This window comes from Vibrio algivorus (assembly GCF_030161215.1).
Classification (GTDB): Bacteria; Pseudomonadota; Gammaproteobacteria; order Enterobacterales; family Vibrionaceae; genus Vibrio; species Vibrio algivorus.
In genome coordinates this window covers 193,214-207,376 of the sequence record NZ_BSPV01000004.1, presented here as the reverse complement: position 1 = coordinate 207,376, position 14,163 = coordinate 193,214, and the positions used below count along the sequence as shown (strand labels likewise).

Genomic DNA, 14,163 nt, shown 5'->3' with positions numbered 1-14,163 from the left:
AAACTTATTGACTCTCCCCTTACTGGAACCTTTATGTTCTTAGCAACTGTTCTGTAAGGAGAGAATCATGGACCGTCGTCGATTTTTAAAATTAAGCTCTGCCGCAGGTGTAGCAGGGTTAACATTGCCGAGTATTCCAAGCGTACTGGCTAAACCTAGTCTGAACTCTCAGCAACCAGCCTTACCAATTCCCGAATTAATTGATACCGCTAAAGGTCAAACACAACTAACCATTCAATCCGGTACTAGCCAATTTTTAAAAAATAAAACAACGCCAACCTGCGGAATTAACGGTGCTTTTCTTGGCCCAGTATTAAAAATGCGCTCAGGTAAAAGTGCCGATATTAAAGTTACGAATCAGCTTAATACAGCGATGACTCTTCACTGGCATGGTTTAGAAATCCCCGGGGATCTAGATGGTGGGCCGCACCAGTTAATCCAACCCAATCAATCATGGGAGGTGACTTTACCAATCCGTCAACCCGCTGCCACAAGTTGGTTTCACCCTCATCAACATCCAACCACTGCCGAATATGTCGTTAAAGGCATTGCCGGTATGATTTTAATTGAAGATGAATTAAGTCGTTCACTTAACCTCCCTTCAGAATGGGGAGCCGATCAAATCCCTCTTATCATTCAAGACCGTCGTTTTAAAGACAATGGTGAATTTGATTATGAACTTCTAGATATTGTTAATGTGGCAATGGGTTATGCAGGTAACCAAGTGTTAATCAACGGCGCAATCTATCCTCAAGCAGAGGTCAACTCCGGTTGGGTGAGGTTTCATCTACTCAATGGTTCAAATGCTCGTACTTACCGTTTAACCGCTTCCGATGAGCGTGAATTCTATGTTGTTGCTTCTGATGCTGGCTTACTTGATAAACCAGTTAAAATGGCACAGCTTGATATGGCGGCAGGTGAACGTTACGACATTTTAGTCTCTACACACAATAACCAACCGTTTGATTGGGTCACTCTACCTGTAAAACAAATGGGGATGATGCATGCGCCATTTAATCAACCCTACCCACTGGTGAGCGTACAAACCAATGGCAAAAAAGGCAAAGGCGAACTTCCAACCACAATGGCGGTACTTCCCGCTCTCACACCATCTCAAGCGACAGTAAAACGTGACGTAGTGCTTGGTATGCCGGAAGAGTTAGATAGACAAGCGATGCAAGTCATGATGGCCAGACAACCGAAAATGTCAGGTATGGCAAAACGTATGGATATGATGAATGCACACAGTAAGTCTAGCTCGAATGATTCACACGGTATGCACATGAAACACGACATGCAGCATGATATGAAAGGTATGGCGACAACAGATTCGACCTTCACTAAAAAGCAACTATTGCACATCAACACCATCAACGGTCGTCCATTTGATATGCAACGCATTGACTTTAATGCTAAGCAAGGTGAGTTAGAACACTGGACGATTAGCCAAGGCAAAGATCACATGCTGCATCCTTTCCATATTCATGGCTGCCGCTTTAGAGTGTTATCCATCAATGGCAACCCGCCACCAAAACATTTAAGTGGCTGGAAAGATACCATCAGCGTATTTCCTATGGGCACAACCGAACTTTTGGTTCAATTTAATCATTTAGCCTCAAAAGAAACACCATACATGGCGCACTGCCATATTTTAGAACATGAAGATACCGGAATGATGATGCAGTTTACGGTATCGTAAGCCTTAGATTGAACAAAACTAGCTCTATTTACTAGCCCTGCTTAAAGGGCTAGTTTTCATCTTGAAGTCACTTGGGTATATTCGCTAATTGCGCGACTTTGTTCAACCAGGCTTTAATATTATTGTTATCTGAATTAATAACCGGACCGAAGTATGTCGAAGAAATATTTTTAATTCCTGAGAATGCCAAAATAGAGTGATTTAACTGCTTATATATCGCATTCCCTTTTATGTATTTATACCAAAAAGGAGGGCTATCAAGCGTAATAATGAGTTCGGATGTACGCCCTTTCAGTAGTTTGTCAGGAATAGTTTTTCCATCTACATATTTAAATGCAAAGCCAGGCAAAAAAGCCCTATCAATCACCCCTTTAAACTTTGCTGGGATCGTTCCCCACCAAACTGGACTTACAATAACAATATGCTCTGCCCATTGAATTTTATTTTGAAAATCAACTAAATCAGGTTCCAAAACGGCAACCCTATCATATCCTTGGTCTAAACTGATTCTGAAATTCAAATCACCAATATTAACTTGCTGAACTTTATGCTTGTTATTCGCAACAGACGTATATTGATCGGCCAAAGATTTGCACAAACTATTAGGTTTAGGGTTTCCATTGATCACCAATACTTTTTTCATAAACTCACATCTCCATTTTGGGTAAGACATGCAGTTTAAACTCTCACCTAAAGGTCAGAGTCAAGTACCCGAATACACTTTTCTATCGAAGTTCGATACTGTTGAATACGCAGCTTTAACCTCTCTAGCTCTTTTATATTGCTCTCAACCTCTTGTTGCCTCTGAATCAAGAAATGACTGACTAGGTTCCAATCGAATTCTTTCGATCCATCTTTCAAAGCCACCATATCTGAAAGTGTAATCCCAAGTGTTTGAGCCTCTCTAATCATCTTTATTTGATCTATATTTTCTTGGCTATAAACTCGGTATTTTCCCGACCTAGCAACACTCAATAACCCAAGAGACTCGTATAGTCTCATTGCTCTTTGAGTTGCCCCAGATAATTTAGATGCTTCATTAATAAACACTTAACTTCCTTATTGTGCTAATGAGTTCGTGTAACTAAACGCTAGACTAACGGAACACAAGAGAGTGGGATAATAATAGAAGGCTAAAATTTAATTATTGAAACAATATCCCATTGTTATGCAAAAGTTTTATTTCAACTTCGTTTTATATCATTAAAAATTTCACAAGATAATTTATAGTTGTGTTGCCGAGCTATCTTTTGAGAAAAGAACAATTGTGGTAATTCATAGATGACTAGTAACGCGAGGATTAGAAGTGCGCTAGAGTGGCCTAAGACAAAACCCACAACACTCACTGATAACAGTGTTAACTCTAATGCAAACAATGCATATTTTCCGAGATAACAATGGTGTAAACCGCCAAGGAAAAACCAGTTCAACGCTGCATAGGTATCAGGATCTTTGAGCTTTTTTGACTGGCGATTATAAAACTCTTTTTTCTGTACTTCAGGCAACAAATTCACCTGCTTTCTTAGCAACTCTTCGTTTTCTTCTAACTGTTCAGTGGACTCAAATATTCGCACTACGGCACCTCATCATATATTTTTTCAACGAGATCAGGTTGATTACAACGTTTAATTCTCGCTAAACCAAGCTTCCAACCTTTTACAGCCCCATATTTTGCAATACATTGTTTTGTATATTCAGAGCACGTAGGCTCAAAATTACATTCAATGTTCAACAACTGCTTCGATCCACCGCTAGCTTGGTAGCGATGAATCAATTTCATAGAGATGTACTTAAGCAAACTTATCGTCCCAGAGTAATAATCACTGCTTCTCGTTTCCAAAACAGCATAAAGCGTTTCTGCTCAACGACTTGAAACACTACCTGCCAGCCATTTTGCACATATTTATTAAGCTCTGCTTCCATTTTCTGTACTGGCAAACCACTAGCCCCAAGTAAAATTGTACCGCAGCCACCTTCAACAATATGAACCACTTTATACTCTGTAAACTTTGTCATACTAACCACCAACTAATTCAATAAAAACATAATGTTATAATGATAATAAAAACACATCAAGATAAGCATTGTGGAGTATAATGTATATGCCTAATTAGGGAGGAAGTACACAATACTGATGTTACTGCACGACACTTCAACACCAAAACCGCCGCACACCCCAAATATCACACGTGCAAAACCCCTCTTGAATTGTTTGTATGGGAAATGCTGCCATTAGAGCCGAACTCCAAGTGACTTTAAAGCTTGTTCACATTGAGCTGCACTTACAAACTGAATCGCCGAGATACCAACTGCCTCTGCACCTTTAACGTTATATGGCATATCATCAATGAACACGGTTTCTGAAGCTTGTAAATCATATTGAGAGAGTAGTGAATGGTAAATTTCGGTTTGAGGCTTCAGCAAACCGACTTCTGCAGAAACGATTGCACCATCGAACAAATCCCAAAATGTATAACTTGCCTTTAAGTGAGATACAATTTCATGAACATTATCTGTTAGCGCCAATACTTTATAACCTGCAGATTTACAACGCTTAATAAGCTCTACGGAGCCGTAGATTAGGATCTGTGTCTGTTTCACATAATAGAAAAGACGTTCACATTCTAACTCAGTTAAACCTATTGTTTTTTGATATTGGAATTTCGCATCACTCTCAGTTATTTGCCCCTTGTTCAAACTTCGCCAAGTTTCAGACTGAAATATTAATTTTTCTTGTTCTTCGAGAGAATCTATCTCACCAAAAGTAAGTCTAATTATCTCCAAAGGAGCCCAACGAACAACAACATTACCGATATCAAAAACTACATTCTTTATGCTATCAGAACTCATTTTTACTCCTTCAATAAAGCTTAATCACAGCAATGAAAAACTCTAACTTTGAGTACCACTAAAAATTGGATGTTACACACTAAAATGCCTACAAAACGAAAGTCCCACGCGTTACGAATCAATCTCAAAGGCTTGTTATGTCACTTTTACTTTATATACCGAATAATATGTATCCACTTTCACTTGATGGATGAAATTCTCTCCTAGCGCTTTGACTACCGATGAAAATGCATCCGCTTCCCCGAAACGACCTATTAATGCTACATAGTATTTCATTGACGAGAACAAAACATGTGCCAACTGTTCGGAAGTCATTGGTAAGGTCAAGTCACCTTGATATACCTTTAACTCTTCAAATTCATGGTAGCCTTCAAAGTTCTCAGCATGGTTGTAGCTTGAAGGCTTAGCCGTAATTTCAACTTGTAGAAGGGACATGAACTCGGATAACTGAACCTTGAAGTCATAAGCGAGGATAATAGAATCAGGACGACAAACTCGAATGAGTTCAGTCACCAGAGCATCTGACTTCGCATAAGACAAAGAACCTGCAAAGGTGACGATATCCGATGAATGCTCCTCTATAGGAATGTGTTCCCCGGTAGTTTGGATATATGAGATATTTTCATTTGGATCTGCTTGAGAAAGCATTTCACTACTTGGCTCTACGCCTAAGATTTCTGTACAAAACTCAGATAAAGCTTTGCTAGACAGTCCAGTACCACAACCAACATCTATCCCATACTGGAATTCAAAGTCTCCACAATGAGATATAGCCTGTTTTAAAATTTTGCTGTGTATAGGTGGGCGATAAGCTGCATAATGTTTTGATATTTCACTATTATATTGCTCGTTCATAACAAACTCTCTCATACTCTGGGGGTAACATTCACCTGTGACATAACGAGACTATTGGGTTTTCCATCGCCTCTTTTGTCTTTATATGGCGATGATGTCAGCGATGCAATTTAATCCAGTATTTAAAGCGACTTATCAGCGTCTTTTAAATGCAGGAAAACCTAAAAAATCGTAATTATTGCCTGTGTTAGAAAGATGGTTGTCACTTTAAATTCGATGTTAAGGGATGGCGTCATGTGGGATGAAAGTAGAGCTAAAATTTAATTATTGACGCCATACTCGTTTGTTAGCCGCTCATTCCCAAGGGTTATTGCTTACTCAACAAGAACTTACGTAAATCTCTCTCTGCACGCATAACAAACAGAATAAACACTTTGTCACCGTCTTGTTTATAGAAAACTCGACATGGATTAACGACAACTTCACGATAACTTAAATGTTCTAGCTCGGGTGGAATACGACCTGACTCTGGGAAAGTTTGTAGGCGTTCGACTTTGGAGAAGATCGTTTGCACTAATTGCTTTGCAGCTACGATATTTTCAAGTGCGATGTATTCAGCGATATCGTTGAGGTCAGATAACGCTGGCTCAGTCCAGATTATTTCAGCCATTTTGACATTTTGTCCTTGGCTTCATCATGACTTACCACTTTACCGTTAGCTAGTGCACGCTCACCTCGTGCAATACCCTCAAGAATAGCTAAACGATTTTGCATAAACTCGTAGTCATCAACATCAACGAGATACGCAGATGGCTTACCATGCTCAGTAATTAACACTGGTTCTTTGGTGTCGCGGAGATCGGCGAGGATCTTAGTTGCTTGACGCTTGAGTGATGTGACTAATTCTACTTTCATGAGAGCTGCTCCGAAGGAATACTAAAGTGATACTATTCTATCACTTTGAGTATAGCAAGCTCCATGACCAACGCCGCGTTAAGTGGTGAAACTGTATGTCAGCGATGCAATGCAAGCCTGCGTTTAAAAGCCACTTATCAGCGTCTTTTAAACGCAGGAAAACCTAAAAAAGTCGCTATTATTGCCTGTGTTAGAAAGATGGTTGTCACTTTAATTTCGATGTTAAGGGGTGGCGTCATGTGGGATGAAAATCCAACTTTTGTTTATACCCAAAGTAATTGAAGTTGCAGTGAGGCGACAAGTGAATGAGGCCCCATGAGCATAGCTCGCCTATGTGATTGGGGCGAATGAACGCCGGCAACAAAACTGCAGCTTCAAGTACGACGGGTATATACCTAATTTAATCTCATCATTACCTAAATCGAGTGTTTTACGGAGCAAAGCCTTTCGGCTTTGTCCTTGCTGTCAACATGAAATGTCATGTGTTGGGATCAGTCGAACGAGTTAGCCGAAAGGCTAAAATATAAGGATAATGGCGACCAGTATAAAATGGATGGTTAATCAAAGAAAGAAACAAAATTAAGATTAACCAATTGATAATATTAAGTTTTAATTTTATCAGGGTTAAACTCGTTTCAAGAAAAGCAAAATTAAATACCTACCGAAAACTAATATCGACCAATTTCCAATAATAAGCAGCTTCGGGCTTGTTCAACACCCAGATAAGGTGTCGGCTGCGCGACACCTATCCTTATTTGTTAGTTTACCTTTTACACAGATCGCACGATTTAATTATATTGACCATTTCATGCGACCAACTATAATCTTACTGTAATTCCAGATTTGGAGATTGATCATGCACACATTAACAGCAAATGATGCGAAACGTAATTTTGGCGAACTTCTTCTGAGTGCCCAGCGTGAGCCAGTAAAAATTAGCAGAAACAGCAAAGACGCCGTAGTTGTAATGTCTATTAAAGATTATGAAGAGCTAGAAGCTATGAAAGCTGATTACCTTAAACATTGCTTTGAATCCGCGAAAAAAGATCTGGCACAAGGCAATGTGGTTGATGGTGAAGACTTCTTGAGCGCCTTGTAATCCACTATGCAAAAGAATAAATTCAAACTAAGTAAATTAGCTCAGGCTCATTTATTAAAAATCAAAAACTACACCGTTAATAACTTTTCAGAGATTCAGTGGCGCAACTACAAAGATACGTTACTGACCGGGTTTCAGATGCTTGCTGACAATCCGGAAGTTAGTCGAAGTTGCGATGACATTTACCCAAACGGGTTTCACTTTCCTGTTGGTAAACACACAGCTTACTTTACAAAAGAAGATGGCTTCATTTTGGTTGTTGCTGTTCTCGGTCAGTCACAACTACCGCAAAACCACTTATGATTGATTCTTCGCTCTATACTGAAATTTAGGGTGAAGATCTTGATTGGTAAACTAACGAGGCTGTAGGATTTCTCCACTTTCGAGAAAATACAGCAATTATCAAAAATAAAAACACTAAGAAAACAATGAGTTAAAATTGGTGTTTTTTATAAAATTACCAGCATAATGAATTATTCTACAGCCTCAACGCCGCATTAAGTAGTGAGCAACGCCTCCACTGAACTTAACCATACCACCGGAAACACAAAACCCAACGATGGAATGGGGAATACCATGCGTTGGGAATCTGTCTTAAACACTTTGTTGAACGAAGCCGCCTCCGTTTTAAAAGACTTTGCCAATCGACAGCACAAACGAGATATTGGTTTTACTGCGGCATTGCATACTCACAATCGCCGGCGCAATCTTCATCCTCATTTGCATATCATCGTACCTTCCGGCACTTATGATCCTAAAAAACATCAATGGCATAAGGGTAATTCTCGCTACCTATTTAATGAGTTTGCACTGGCTAAAGTATGGCGAACTCGGTTGCTTGATTCTATTCGGGCTCATCCTAACCTTAGATTGCCTTACGATATCCCACAAAAATGGGTAGTTGATTGTCGGCACATTGGCTATGGATTACCTGCCTTAAAATATCTTTCACGTTATTTGTATCGTGGTGTTTTAGCCGATAAGGACATCATAAAAATTACCAACTCAGATGTGACATTTAGATATCAAAATAGCCAAAATCAACGTTGGAAGCAAAGAACCTTGCCTGTGCTCAAGTTCTTATGGTTGATATTGCAGCATGTTCTTCCCAAGGGATTACAACGAGTGAGAGATTATGGTTTTTTACGAGGTAACGCCCGAACATTACGGTGGAAAATCCAACTGTTATTCATACCTAATTTAGCCTCATCGCTACCTAAATCCAGTATTTTACGGAGCAAAGCCTTTCGGCTTTGTCCTTGCTGCCAACATGAAATGTCATGTGTTAGGATCAGTCGAACGAGTTAGCCGTAAGGCTAAAATATAAGGATAATGGCGACCACTAAACAAAGGAGAATCAATCAAAGAATGAAGAACGAAAAATAGACACCAACTAGTTGATAAGATTATATTTTAATTTTGTCATGGTTAAGTTCGTCTAAAGAAAAGAAGAATCCAATACCTACCGCAAACTAATATCGACCAATTTACAATAATAAGCAGCTTCGGGCTTGTTCAACACCCAGATAAGGTGTCGGCTGCGCGACACCTATCCTTATTTGTTAGTTGCCCATCTCAAAGTCTAGTGCTAACATTTGTACACACACAACCAAAGGGATAAATCATGGACACTAGAATTCAATTTCGTGTTGATGAGGAAACAAAACGCCTAGCTCAACAAATGGCTGAAAGCCAAGGTCGCACATTAAGTGATGCTTGCCGTGAACTTACTGAACAACTCGCTGAACAACAACGCAAAACATTATCTCACGATGCATGGCTAACTGAACAAGTAAACCTAGCATTTGAGAAGTTTGACTCAGGAAAATCCGTTTTCGTTGAGCACCAAACTGCTAAGTCTCGAATGGAAGAACGCAAAGCCAGAATCCGTAATCGAGGTAAGCAATGATTTTATGGGAAGAAGAGTCACTTAATGATCGCGAAAAAATCTTTGAGTTTCTCTATGATTTCAACCCTGATGCAGCAGAGAAAACTGACAACCTCATTGAAGCAAAAGTAGAAAACTTGCTAGAGCAACCTCTAATGGGTGTAAAGCGAGATGGTATTCGTGGCCGATTGCTCATTATTCCAGAGATTTCGATGATCGTCTCATATTGGGTCGAAGGTGATATCATCCGAATTATGCGCGTACTCCACCAGAAACAAAAGTTCCCTATGGATTGATTGCTACCTCTGGGGAACTAACGCCCTGTTAAGGGGTGAGCAACGCTACCACGAAACTTAACCATACCACGGTAAACACTAAACCCAACGATGGAATGAAAAATGCCTAGCGTTGGGAATCACTCTAAAATACTTGTTAACTGGCTTATGTTAGTTATCTTGTAGTTTCCACTTGATAATTTCTTGAGCTTTCAGAAAGCTTTTTCCATGCCAATCTCCATAATTGGCAGAGATTGGATAACTATGATTAATATCTGTTAAATCATCCCACCATGGATCTTCTGATCGACCCAGCTCTGTATATACACCAGGATACTTATCTCCGCGGAATAACTCTTTGAAATCATCTTCATCAAGAGTTAGACCACCGCACTTCGAATAATAACCTTTTGCATCGCGAAGTGCCTTAACTAGCTCATAAAAGCTAACCAGCTGTCGCTGACCTCCAGCCCCTACTTCATCACTTATATGCCATGTTCTGTGAAATATTTTAAATTTGTAATCATTTAATTTCACCATTATAAATGCTGGCGCTTCTTTTGAGTTTTTACGAACAAAGAACACTCGCTGCGGATTAAGGTTTTCGATAACCTCTAGATACCACAGTGGTTCTCCAAGCGTCTGTTCATCATTAGAAAATGGGGCTCTCTTACCCTCTATAACCCAAGTTTTGTTAACACCAAATACATCACAAAACCGCTCAATAAACTCAAATGTAGGCTCTTCCTTGCCTCGGAAAATATCTTCAAGTTCACTGACTTTATGTAGCTTCATGATTTGAGCTAATTGTGCAATAGTAAACTTCGAATACTCTCTTTTCTCGTTCATTAGTTCTAAAACTAAAACTAGCCGTTGGGAAATTTGACTGACTTCTGTTTCTGGTTCGGTTTGTTCCATTACAGGAGCTTCTATCTCGATCACTTGATCTTTTTTTTGTCCTGATTCTATCGGCTTGTTATTGAAAAAGTGGTTATAAAATGCAGTAACAACCACTACCCCAACTCCGGAAAACAACCACTCTTTGTTCTCGACAATGATTTCAAACACGTTCAACCTTTAATCCACTAATAAATATAAATTACTCGCAATTCTACGCACTCACACATTATTGGACAATGAGTTGAATAAAAGATATCGATCTCGGGTTGCTTCCTTGCCAGTTAACGCCGCATTAAGGCGTGAGCAGCGCTTGGCTATACTTGAGCGAAGCGAAAGCGCCAAGCGTTGCGAATCACTATTAAATGCTTTGTATGGATACTAACTCATGAAATTGGGTAAAGTGAGACCCAGACTTTAGCTGCAACTAAAGCTTCCTTTGTAGTAGTTCGATTGAACGCTGGCTCCTCTATCGAGAGACCGATAACAAACACGAACGCTACATTGGACTCCAAGCATAAACCTCGAATACTCGACTGGGTCTCGAACCCGCATTACGCAAGCATGAGTTAGCTTATTATGAATACAAATACACTTCAAAACATTAATATCGGTGTTGATACAGGCAAAACACAATTAGATCTTTTTATTCGCCCTCTCAATATCTATTTCACTGTAACCTATAATGTAAAAGGCATTAAAGAAGCGATTAAAACCATAGAAAAATATGCGCCTCAGCGCATTATTATTGAAGCCACAGGACGGCTAGAAATGCCCTTTGTGCTCGCCTGTGCTTAAGCTCATCTTCCTATTGTTAGATCTAATCCTATCCATATTAAACGCTTTGCAGGAGCTATTGGACGAAAAGCGAAAAACGACCGATTAGATGCTGAACTTATCGCTCATTATGGTGACGCTATTCAGCCTCTGGTTACTCAAATAAAACCGAAAAATATCAGATTAATGAGTGATTTAGTCATTCGACGCAATCAGCTTCTTTCTATGCAAACGATGGAGAAAAATCGAATTCAAATCTTGCCTAAAGAGCTTCACTCGTCAATAAAACCCATTCTTACGGCAATGAAAAATCAAATCACCAAAATAGAAGAAAAATTAATAAAGCTGATTGATGAATGTCCTGAATATCAAAGCAAAAATACTATTTTGCAAAGCGTTCCTGGAATCGGAAATATTGCGGCGACATCGATTATTAGTAACGTTCCTGAGCTTGGTTATATTACCAATAAACAAGCAGCCTCTCTTATCGGCGTCGCGCCGATAACCAAAGAAAGTGGCCGCTATAAAGGCAAAAGAACCATTCAAGGTGGTCGAGCCCAAGTAAGGACAGTTCTCTATATGGCAATGATGTCAGCGATGCAATGTAACCCTGTATTTAAAGCCACTTATCAGCGTCTTTTAGACGCAGGAAAACCGAAGAAAGTCGCCATTGTTGCCTGTGTTAGAAAGATGGTTGTTACTTTAAATTCGATGTTAAGAGATGGCGTCATGTGGGATGAAAATAAAGCTAAGATTTAGCTATTGACGCCATACTCGTTTGTTATGTGAAAAATACACCTATTTTCAAAGTACATTCCAAATAATTGACAGAACTACCCAGCCTACTAAGCCTAGAATAGCTAGCCCAAACGCAATGCGAGCGACATTACTTAATTTTGTAGCCAAATACCCCGAAGGAATTGCCGCAATCATAACCAAAGCAACACGAACACTTTTCGAGAGTTCAAAGCCAGAAAGCCAAGAATTTACAAAATATCCAACAACAACAGCCCCGACCAAAAACAAACCAAACTTCCAGTTACCAGAAACATGCTCTTCATATTCACTTTCTGATAAATATTTATCACCTACTCGATATCTAGCCATGAATTTTCCTTTTCACATAACGAGGCTGTAGGATTTTCCATCACCTCTTTTGTTCTTTATTTCACCACAATATCAGCTTGAAGGCATTATCTGGTTATGATCTAATCTAAATTATTCATAAGAACATACCGCTATGCCCAATTTCAAACCTGATCACTCAAATCAAAATATGTTTGTGCCCATTATCATTAATGAGCAACTCATACCTGGCACTATCGAATATGCGATTTCCCATATCGTAGATAACCACCTTGATTTATCAGCATTTAATTCACTGTACAACAATGGGAAATGCGGTGCTGCAGCCTATCCGCCTTCTATCATGCTTAAAATCATCTTTTACGCTTACTCGCTCGGCATGCTCTCAAGTCGTCGGATTGAAAAAGCATGCATGAACAATGTCACTTTTATGTGTTTATCTGGCGATGAGCGACCTCACTTTACGACTATTGCATCCTTTATCGCCAACATGAAAGAGACCATTGAGCCTCTATTCACTCAAGTCTTAATGATTTGTGACCAACAAGGTCTTATTGGGCGCAATATGTTTGCTATCGATGGCTGTAAAATTTCATCAAATGCCAGCAAGGAATGGAGTGGCACACATGATGAGTTGCAACGTAAAAAAGAGAAACTGGAGCGTGCAAGTCGACGTATTCTTGAACGTCATTAGAACCAAGATTCACTGCCGGACAGCGTGATTGAACAAGACTTACAGCAAAAACAAAAGCTCGATAATGGCGCAGCAAAAATCGCAGATTTTTTAGCAAAGACAACCGACAAACTTGGTAGTAATAATAAGCCAGTGAAAAGCAATATTACCGATAACGACAGTGCTAAAATGACCACATCAAAAGGGACGATTCAAGGGTATAACGGTATTGCTATCACCGATGATAAACATCAAATCATTCTGCACAGCTAAGTTTGGGGAAGTGTTGGAGAGCAACAGACACTAAAGCCAGCTGTGCTGGCTTTACAAAAGCAATTAGAACGCTTGCCGAATACAGCAAATCAAACGACGAAGTTCACCGCTGACAGTGGCTTTCACAGTAAAGCTAACCTCAAATTTTTGATTGAAACTGATTACGATTGTTATATTGCAGACACTGGATTTCGTAGCCGAAATCCACTTTTTCAAAATAGTAAAACCTACCAAACTGAGCAGGCAAAGAAACGAAAAAGTCGCTCCAAAACAGGGAAAACTTGCTACCCAATTTCAATGTTCAAGTTCGACCAAGAGGCGGTGACATGTCAGTGCCCTGCTGGAAAGATGATGCGTTTAAGCAGTAAAAATGCGGTAATTCGAGGCGAGCATGGCGCTCAGTTCGGTGGTTACTTAAATGACTGCCGCCAATGTGTTCACCAATCACAATGTATGCGAAAACCACCCAAGAAAAATGTCGGACGACAAGTCTTCTTTATTTATAAAAATACCAAAGAGTTTGATTACATGCAGACCATGAAAGACAAAATTGACAGTCCGGAAGGACGGCGACAATACAGTAAACGGCTCGGCTGCGTTGAACCTGTTTTTGGTAACATCACGGTAAATAAGCAGATGAACCGATTCACAATGAGAGGAAAAGAGAAAGTGAACGCCCAATGGGCGATGTTTAGCATGCTCCACAACATAGAAAAGCTACGAAATTATCTAGATTAGCGGGTAAACCCGCCAATTAAAGGCAAAATTGCCTCCTATCTCACTTTACCGCACTCTATCTTTTATTATCACCATAAAGACAAGTATCATCGTGCAGCATTTAACACGTTATCAGTAACAAAAATACCGATAATTTCATGAAAAAACAGCTAAAAATAGAGAAATCCTACAGCCTCAACGCCCGCCTAAGGGGCTGAC

16 protein-coding genes and 6 pseudogenes are annotated in these 14,163 nt (G+C 39.6%); 11 read left to right on the top strand and 11 right to left on the bottom strand.

Annotated features, from left to right (window positions below; translation table 11 throughout):
- Positions 1 to 67: 67 nt before the first annotated feature.
- On the top strand, positions 68 to 1,699 hold the full coding sequence (gene cueO / locus QQJ93_RS06680; RefSeq protein ID WP_089122749.1) for a multicopper oxidase CueO: 1,632 nt from the start codon (positions 68 to 70) through the stop codon (positions 1,697 to 1,699).
- 67 nt (positions 1,700 to 1,766) lie between these two features.
- Here the strand turns inward: cueO and QQJ93_RS06675 are convergent, their stop codons facing one another.
- From QQJ93_RS06675 to QQJ93_RS06640, 7 genes are all read right to left on the bottom strand, one after another.
- Positions 1,767 to 2,342, bottom strand: coding sequence for an NAD(P)H-dependent oxidoreductase (locus tag QQJ93_RS06675; protein WP_089122748.1), 576 nt, complete (start codon positions 2,340 to 2,342; stop codon positions 1,767 to 1,769).
- 47 nt (positions 2,343 to 2,389) lie between these two features.
- Entirely contained in the window at positions 2,390 to 2,749 is a 360-nt protein-coding gene (locus QQJ93_RS06670; protein ID WP_089122747.1) for a MerR family transcriptional regulator, read from the bottom strand.
- 134 nt (positions 2,750 to 2,883) lie between these two features.
- On the bottom strand, positions 2,884 to 3,273 hold the full coding sequence (locus tag QQJ93_RS06665) for a hypothetical protein (RefSeq protein WP_089122746.1): 390 nt from the start codon (positions 3,271 to 3,273) through the stop codon (positions 2,884 to 2,886).
- Positions 3,273 to 3,479 (bottom strand): membrane protein insertion efficiency factor YidD, encoded by a 207-nt coding sequence (gene yidD, locus QQJ93_RS06660; RefSeq protein WP_284186057.1) that lies wholly within the window; start codon positions 3,477 to 3,479, stop codon positions 3,273 to 3,275. Before yidD ends, QQJ93_RS06665 begins: the two co-directional genes overlap by 1 nt.
- A 20-nt stretch (positions 3,480 to 3,499) precedes the next feature.
- The gene (locus QQJ93_RS06655) at positions 3,500 to 3,715 is read right to left on the bottom strand and encodes a DUF4177 domain-containing protein (protein WP_089122744.1); all 216 of its coding nucleotides are present in this window, start codon (positions 3,713 to 3,715) and stop codon (positions 3,500 to 3,502) included.
- A 216-nt stretch (positions 3,716 to 3,931) separates the two neighbouring features.
- The gene (locus QQJ93_RS06645) at positions 3,932 to 4,549 is read right to left on the bottom strand and encodes an HAD family hydrolase (RefSeq protein WP_089122743.1); all 618 of its coding nucleotides are present in this window, start codon (positions 4,547 to 4,549) and stop codon (positions 3,932 to 3,934) included.
- Positions 4,550 to 4,684: 135 nt separating this feature from the next.
- Entirely contained in the window at positions 4,685 to 5,404 is a 720-nt protein-coding gene (locus QQJ93_RS06640; protein WP_089122742.1) for a class I SAM-dependent methyltransferase, read from the bottom strand.
- A 79-nt stretch (positions 5,405 to 5,483) separates the two neighbouring features.
- On the opposite strand from QQJ93_RS06640, the pseudogene QQJ93_RS06635 reads away from it, so the two are divergent.
- Positions 5,484 to 5,668, top strand: a pseudogene (locus QQJ93_RS06635) (IS110 family transposase); the annotation flags it as partial.
- 43 nt (positions 5,669 to 5,711) lie between these two features.
- Here the strand turns inward: QQJ93_RS06635 and QQJ93_RS06630 are convergent.
- Together QQJ93_RS06630 and QQJ93_RS06625 are read right to left on the bottom strand one after the other, a co-directional pair.
- A complete protein-coding gene (locus QQJ93_RS06630; protein WP_025548916.1) occupies positions 5,712 to 6,014 on the bottom strand; it encodes a type II toxin-antitoxin system RelE/ParE family toxin in 303 nt (100 codons plus the stop codon).
- The gene (locus tag QQJ93_RS06625) at positions 6,002 to 6,259 is read right to left on the bottom strand and encodes a type II toxin-antitoxin system Phd/YefM family antitoxin (protein WP_089122741.1); all 258 of its coding nucleotides are present in this window, start codon (positions 6,257 to 6,259) and stop codon (positions 6,002 to 6,004) included. The genes QQJ93_RS06630 and QQJ93_RS06625 overlap by 13 nt, the downstream gene beginning before the upstream one ends.
- 95 nt (positions 6,260 to 6,354) lie before the next feature.
- Here QQJ93_RS06625 and QQJ93_RS06620 point away from each other — a divergent pair.
- From QQJ93_RS06620 to QQJ93_RS06595, 7 genes and pseudogenes are all read left to right on the top strand, one after another.
- Positions 6,355 to 6,541 (top strand): annotated as a pseudogene (locus tag QQJ93_RS06620) (hypothetical protein); the annotation flags it as partial.
- A gap of 106 nt (positions 6,542 to 6,647) precedes the next feature.
- Positions 6,648 to 6,767: pseudogene (locus QQJ93_RS16450) on the top strand (IS91 family transposase); the annotation flags it as partial.
- 348 nt (positions 6,768 to 7,115) lie between these two features.
- A complete protein-coding gene (locus tag QQJ93_RS06615; RefSeq protein WP_089122740.1) occupies positions 7,116 to 7,358 on the top strand; it encodes a type II toxin-antitoxin system Phd/YefM family antitoxin in 243 nt (80 codons plus the stop codon).
- A 6-nt stretch (positions 7,359 to 7,364) separates the two neighbouring features.
- Positions 7,365 to 7,661 carry a type II toxin-antitoxin system RelE/ParE family toxin gene (locus QQJ93_RS06610; RefSeq protein ID WP_089122739.1) on the top strand — a complete coding sequence of 99 codons (297 nt, stop codon included), beginning with the start codon at positions 7,365 to 7,367 and terminating at the stop codon, positions 7,659 to 7,661.
- A gap of 282 nt (positions 7,662 to 7,943) precedes the next feature.
- A pseudogene (locus QQJ93_RS06605) lies at positions 7,944 to 8,666 on the top strand (IS91 family transposase); the annotation flags it as partial.
- A gap of 316 nt (positions 8,667 to 8,982) precedes the next feature.
- Positions 8,983 to 9,267, top strand: a complete 285-nt coding sequence (locus QQJ93_RS06600) for a type II toxin-antitoxin system TacA family antitoxin (protein ID WP_005398409.1) — start codon at positions 8,983 to 8,985, stop codon at positions 9,265 to 9,267.
- A complete protein-coding gene (locus QQJ93_RS06595; RefSeq protein ID WP_089122737.1) occupies positions 9,264 to 9,542 on the top strand; it encodes a type II toxin-antitoxin system RelE/ParE family toxin in 279 nt (92 codons plus the stop codon). Before QQJ93_RS06600 ends, QQJ93_RS06595 begins: the two co-directional genes overlap by 4 nt.
- Before the next feature lie 150 nt (positions 9,543 to 9,692).
- Here QQJ93_RS06595 and QQJ93_RS06590 read toward each other — a convergent pair whose 3' ends face one another.
- A complete protein-coding gene (locus QQJ93_RS06590; RefSeq protein ID WP_089122736.1) occupies positions 9,693 to 10,589 on the bottom strand; it encodes a helix-turn-helix domain-containing protein in 897 nt (298 codons plus the stop codon).
- A 408-nt stretch (positions 10,590 to 10,997) separates the two neighbouring features.
- Between QQJ93_RS06590 and QQJ93_RS06585 the strand changes: the two are divergent.
- Positions 10,998 to 11,954 (top strand): annotated as a pseudogene (locus QQJ93_RS06585) (IS110 family RNA-guided transposase).
- 45 nt (positions 11,955 to 11,999) lie between these two features.
- Here QQJ93_RS06585 and QQJ93_RS06580 read toward each other — a convergent pair.
- Positions 12,000 to 12,302, bottom strand: a complete 303-nt coding sequence (locus QQJ93_RS06580) for a hypothetical protein (RefSeq protein WP_089122735.1) — start codon at positions 12,300 to 12,302, stop codon at positions 12,000 to 12,002.
- Positions 12,303 to 12,435: 133 nt separating this feature from the next.
- Here QQJ93_RS06580 and QQJ93_RS16445 point away from each other — a divergent pair.
- Positions 12,436 to 13,965 (top strand): annotated as a pseudogene (locus tag QQJ93_RS16445) (transposase).
- Positions 13,966 to 14,163 lie beyond the last annotated feature (198 nt).

What these genes read in the sequence shown, in the direction of transcription:
- QQJ93_RS06655 (WP_089122744.1), bottom strand. Translation starts at nt 3,715, where the DNA reads ATGACAAAGTTTACAGAGTATAAAGTGGTTCATATTGTTGAAGGTGGC.
- QQJ93_RS06675 (WP_089122748.1), bottom strand. Translation starts at nt 2,342, where the DNA reads ATGAAAAAAGTATTGGTGATCAATGGAAACCCTAAACCTAATAGTTTG.
- yidD (WP_284186057.1), bottom strand. Translation starts at nt 3,479, where the DNA reads ATGAAATTGATTCATCGCTACCAAGCTAGCGGTGGATCGAAGCAGTTG.
- QQJ93_RS06615 (WP_089122740.1), top strand. Translation starts at nt 7,116, where the DNA reads ATGCACACATTAACAGCAAATGATGCGAAACGTAATTTTGGCGAACTT.
- QQJ93_RS06625 (WP_089122741.1), bottom strand. Translation starts at nt 6,259, where the DNA reads ATGAAAGTAGAATTAGTCACATCACTCAAGCGTCAAGCAACTAAGATC.
- QQJ93_RS06595 (WP_089122737.1), top strand. Translation starts at nt 9,264, where the DNA reads ATGATTTTATGGGAAGAAGAGTCACTTAATGATCGCGAAAAAATCTTT.
- QQJ93_RS06610 (WP_089122739.1), top strand. Translation starts at nt 7,365, where the DNA reads ATGCAAAAGAATAAATTCAAACTAAGTAAATTAGCTCAGGCTCATTTA.
- QQJ93_RS06600 (WP_005398409.1), top strand. Translation starts at nt 8,983, where the DNA reads ATGGACACTAGAATTCAATTTCGTGTTGATGAGGAAACAAAACGCCTA.
- QQJ93_RS06640 (WP_089122742.1), bottom strand. Translation starts at nt 5,404, where the DNA reads ATGAACGAGCAATATAATAGTGAAATATCAAAACATTATGCAGCTTAT.
- QQJ93_RS06630 (WP_025548916.1), bottom strand. Translation starts at nt 6,014, where the DNA reads ATGGCTGAAATAATCTGGACTGAGCCAGCGTTATCTGACCTCAACGAT.
- QQJ93_RS06580 (WP_089122735.1), bottom strand. Translation starts at nt 12,302, where the DNA reads ATGGCTAGATATCGAGTAGGTGATAAATATTTATCAGAAAGTGAATAT.
- cueO (WP_089122749.1), top strand. Translation starts at nt 68, where the DNA reads ATGGACCGTCGTCGATTTTTAAAATTAAGCTCTGCCGCAGGTGTAGCA.
- QQJ93_RS06645 (WP_089122743.1), bottom strand. Translation starts at nt 4,549, where the DNA reads ATGAGTTCTGATAGCATAAAGAATGTAGTTTTTGATATCGGTAATGTT.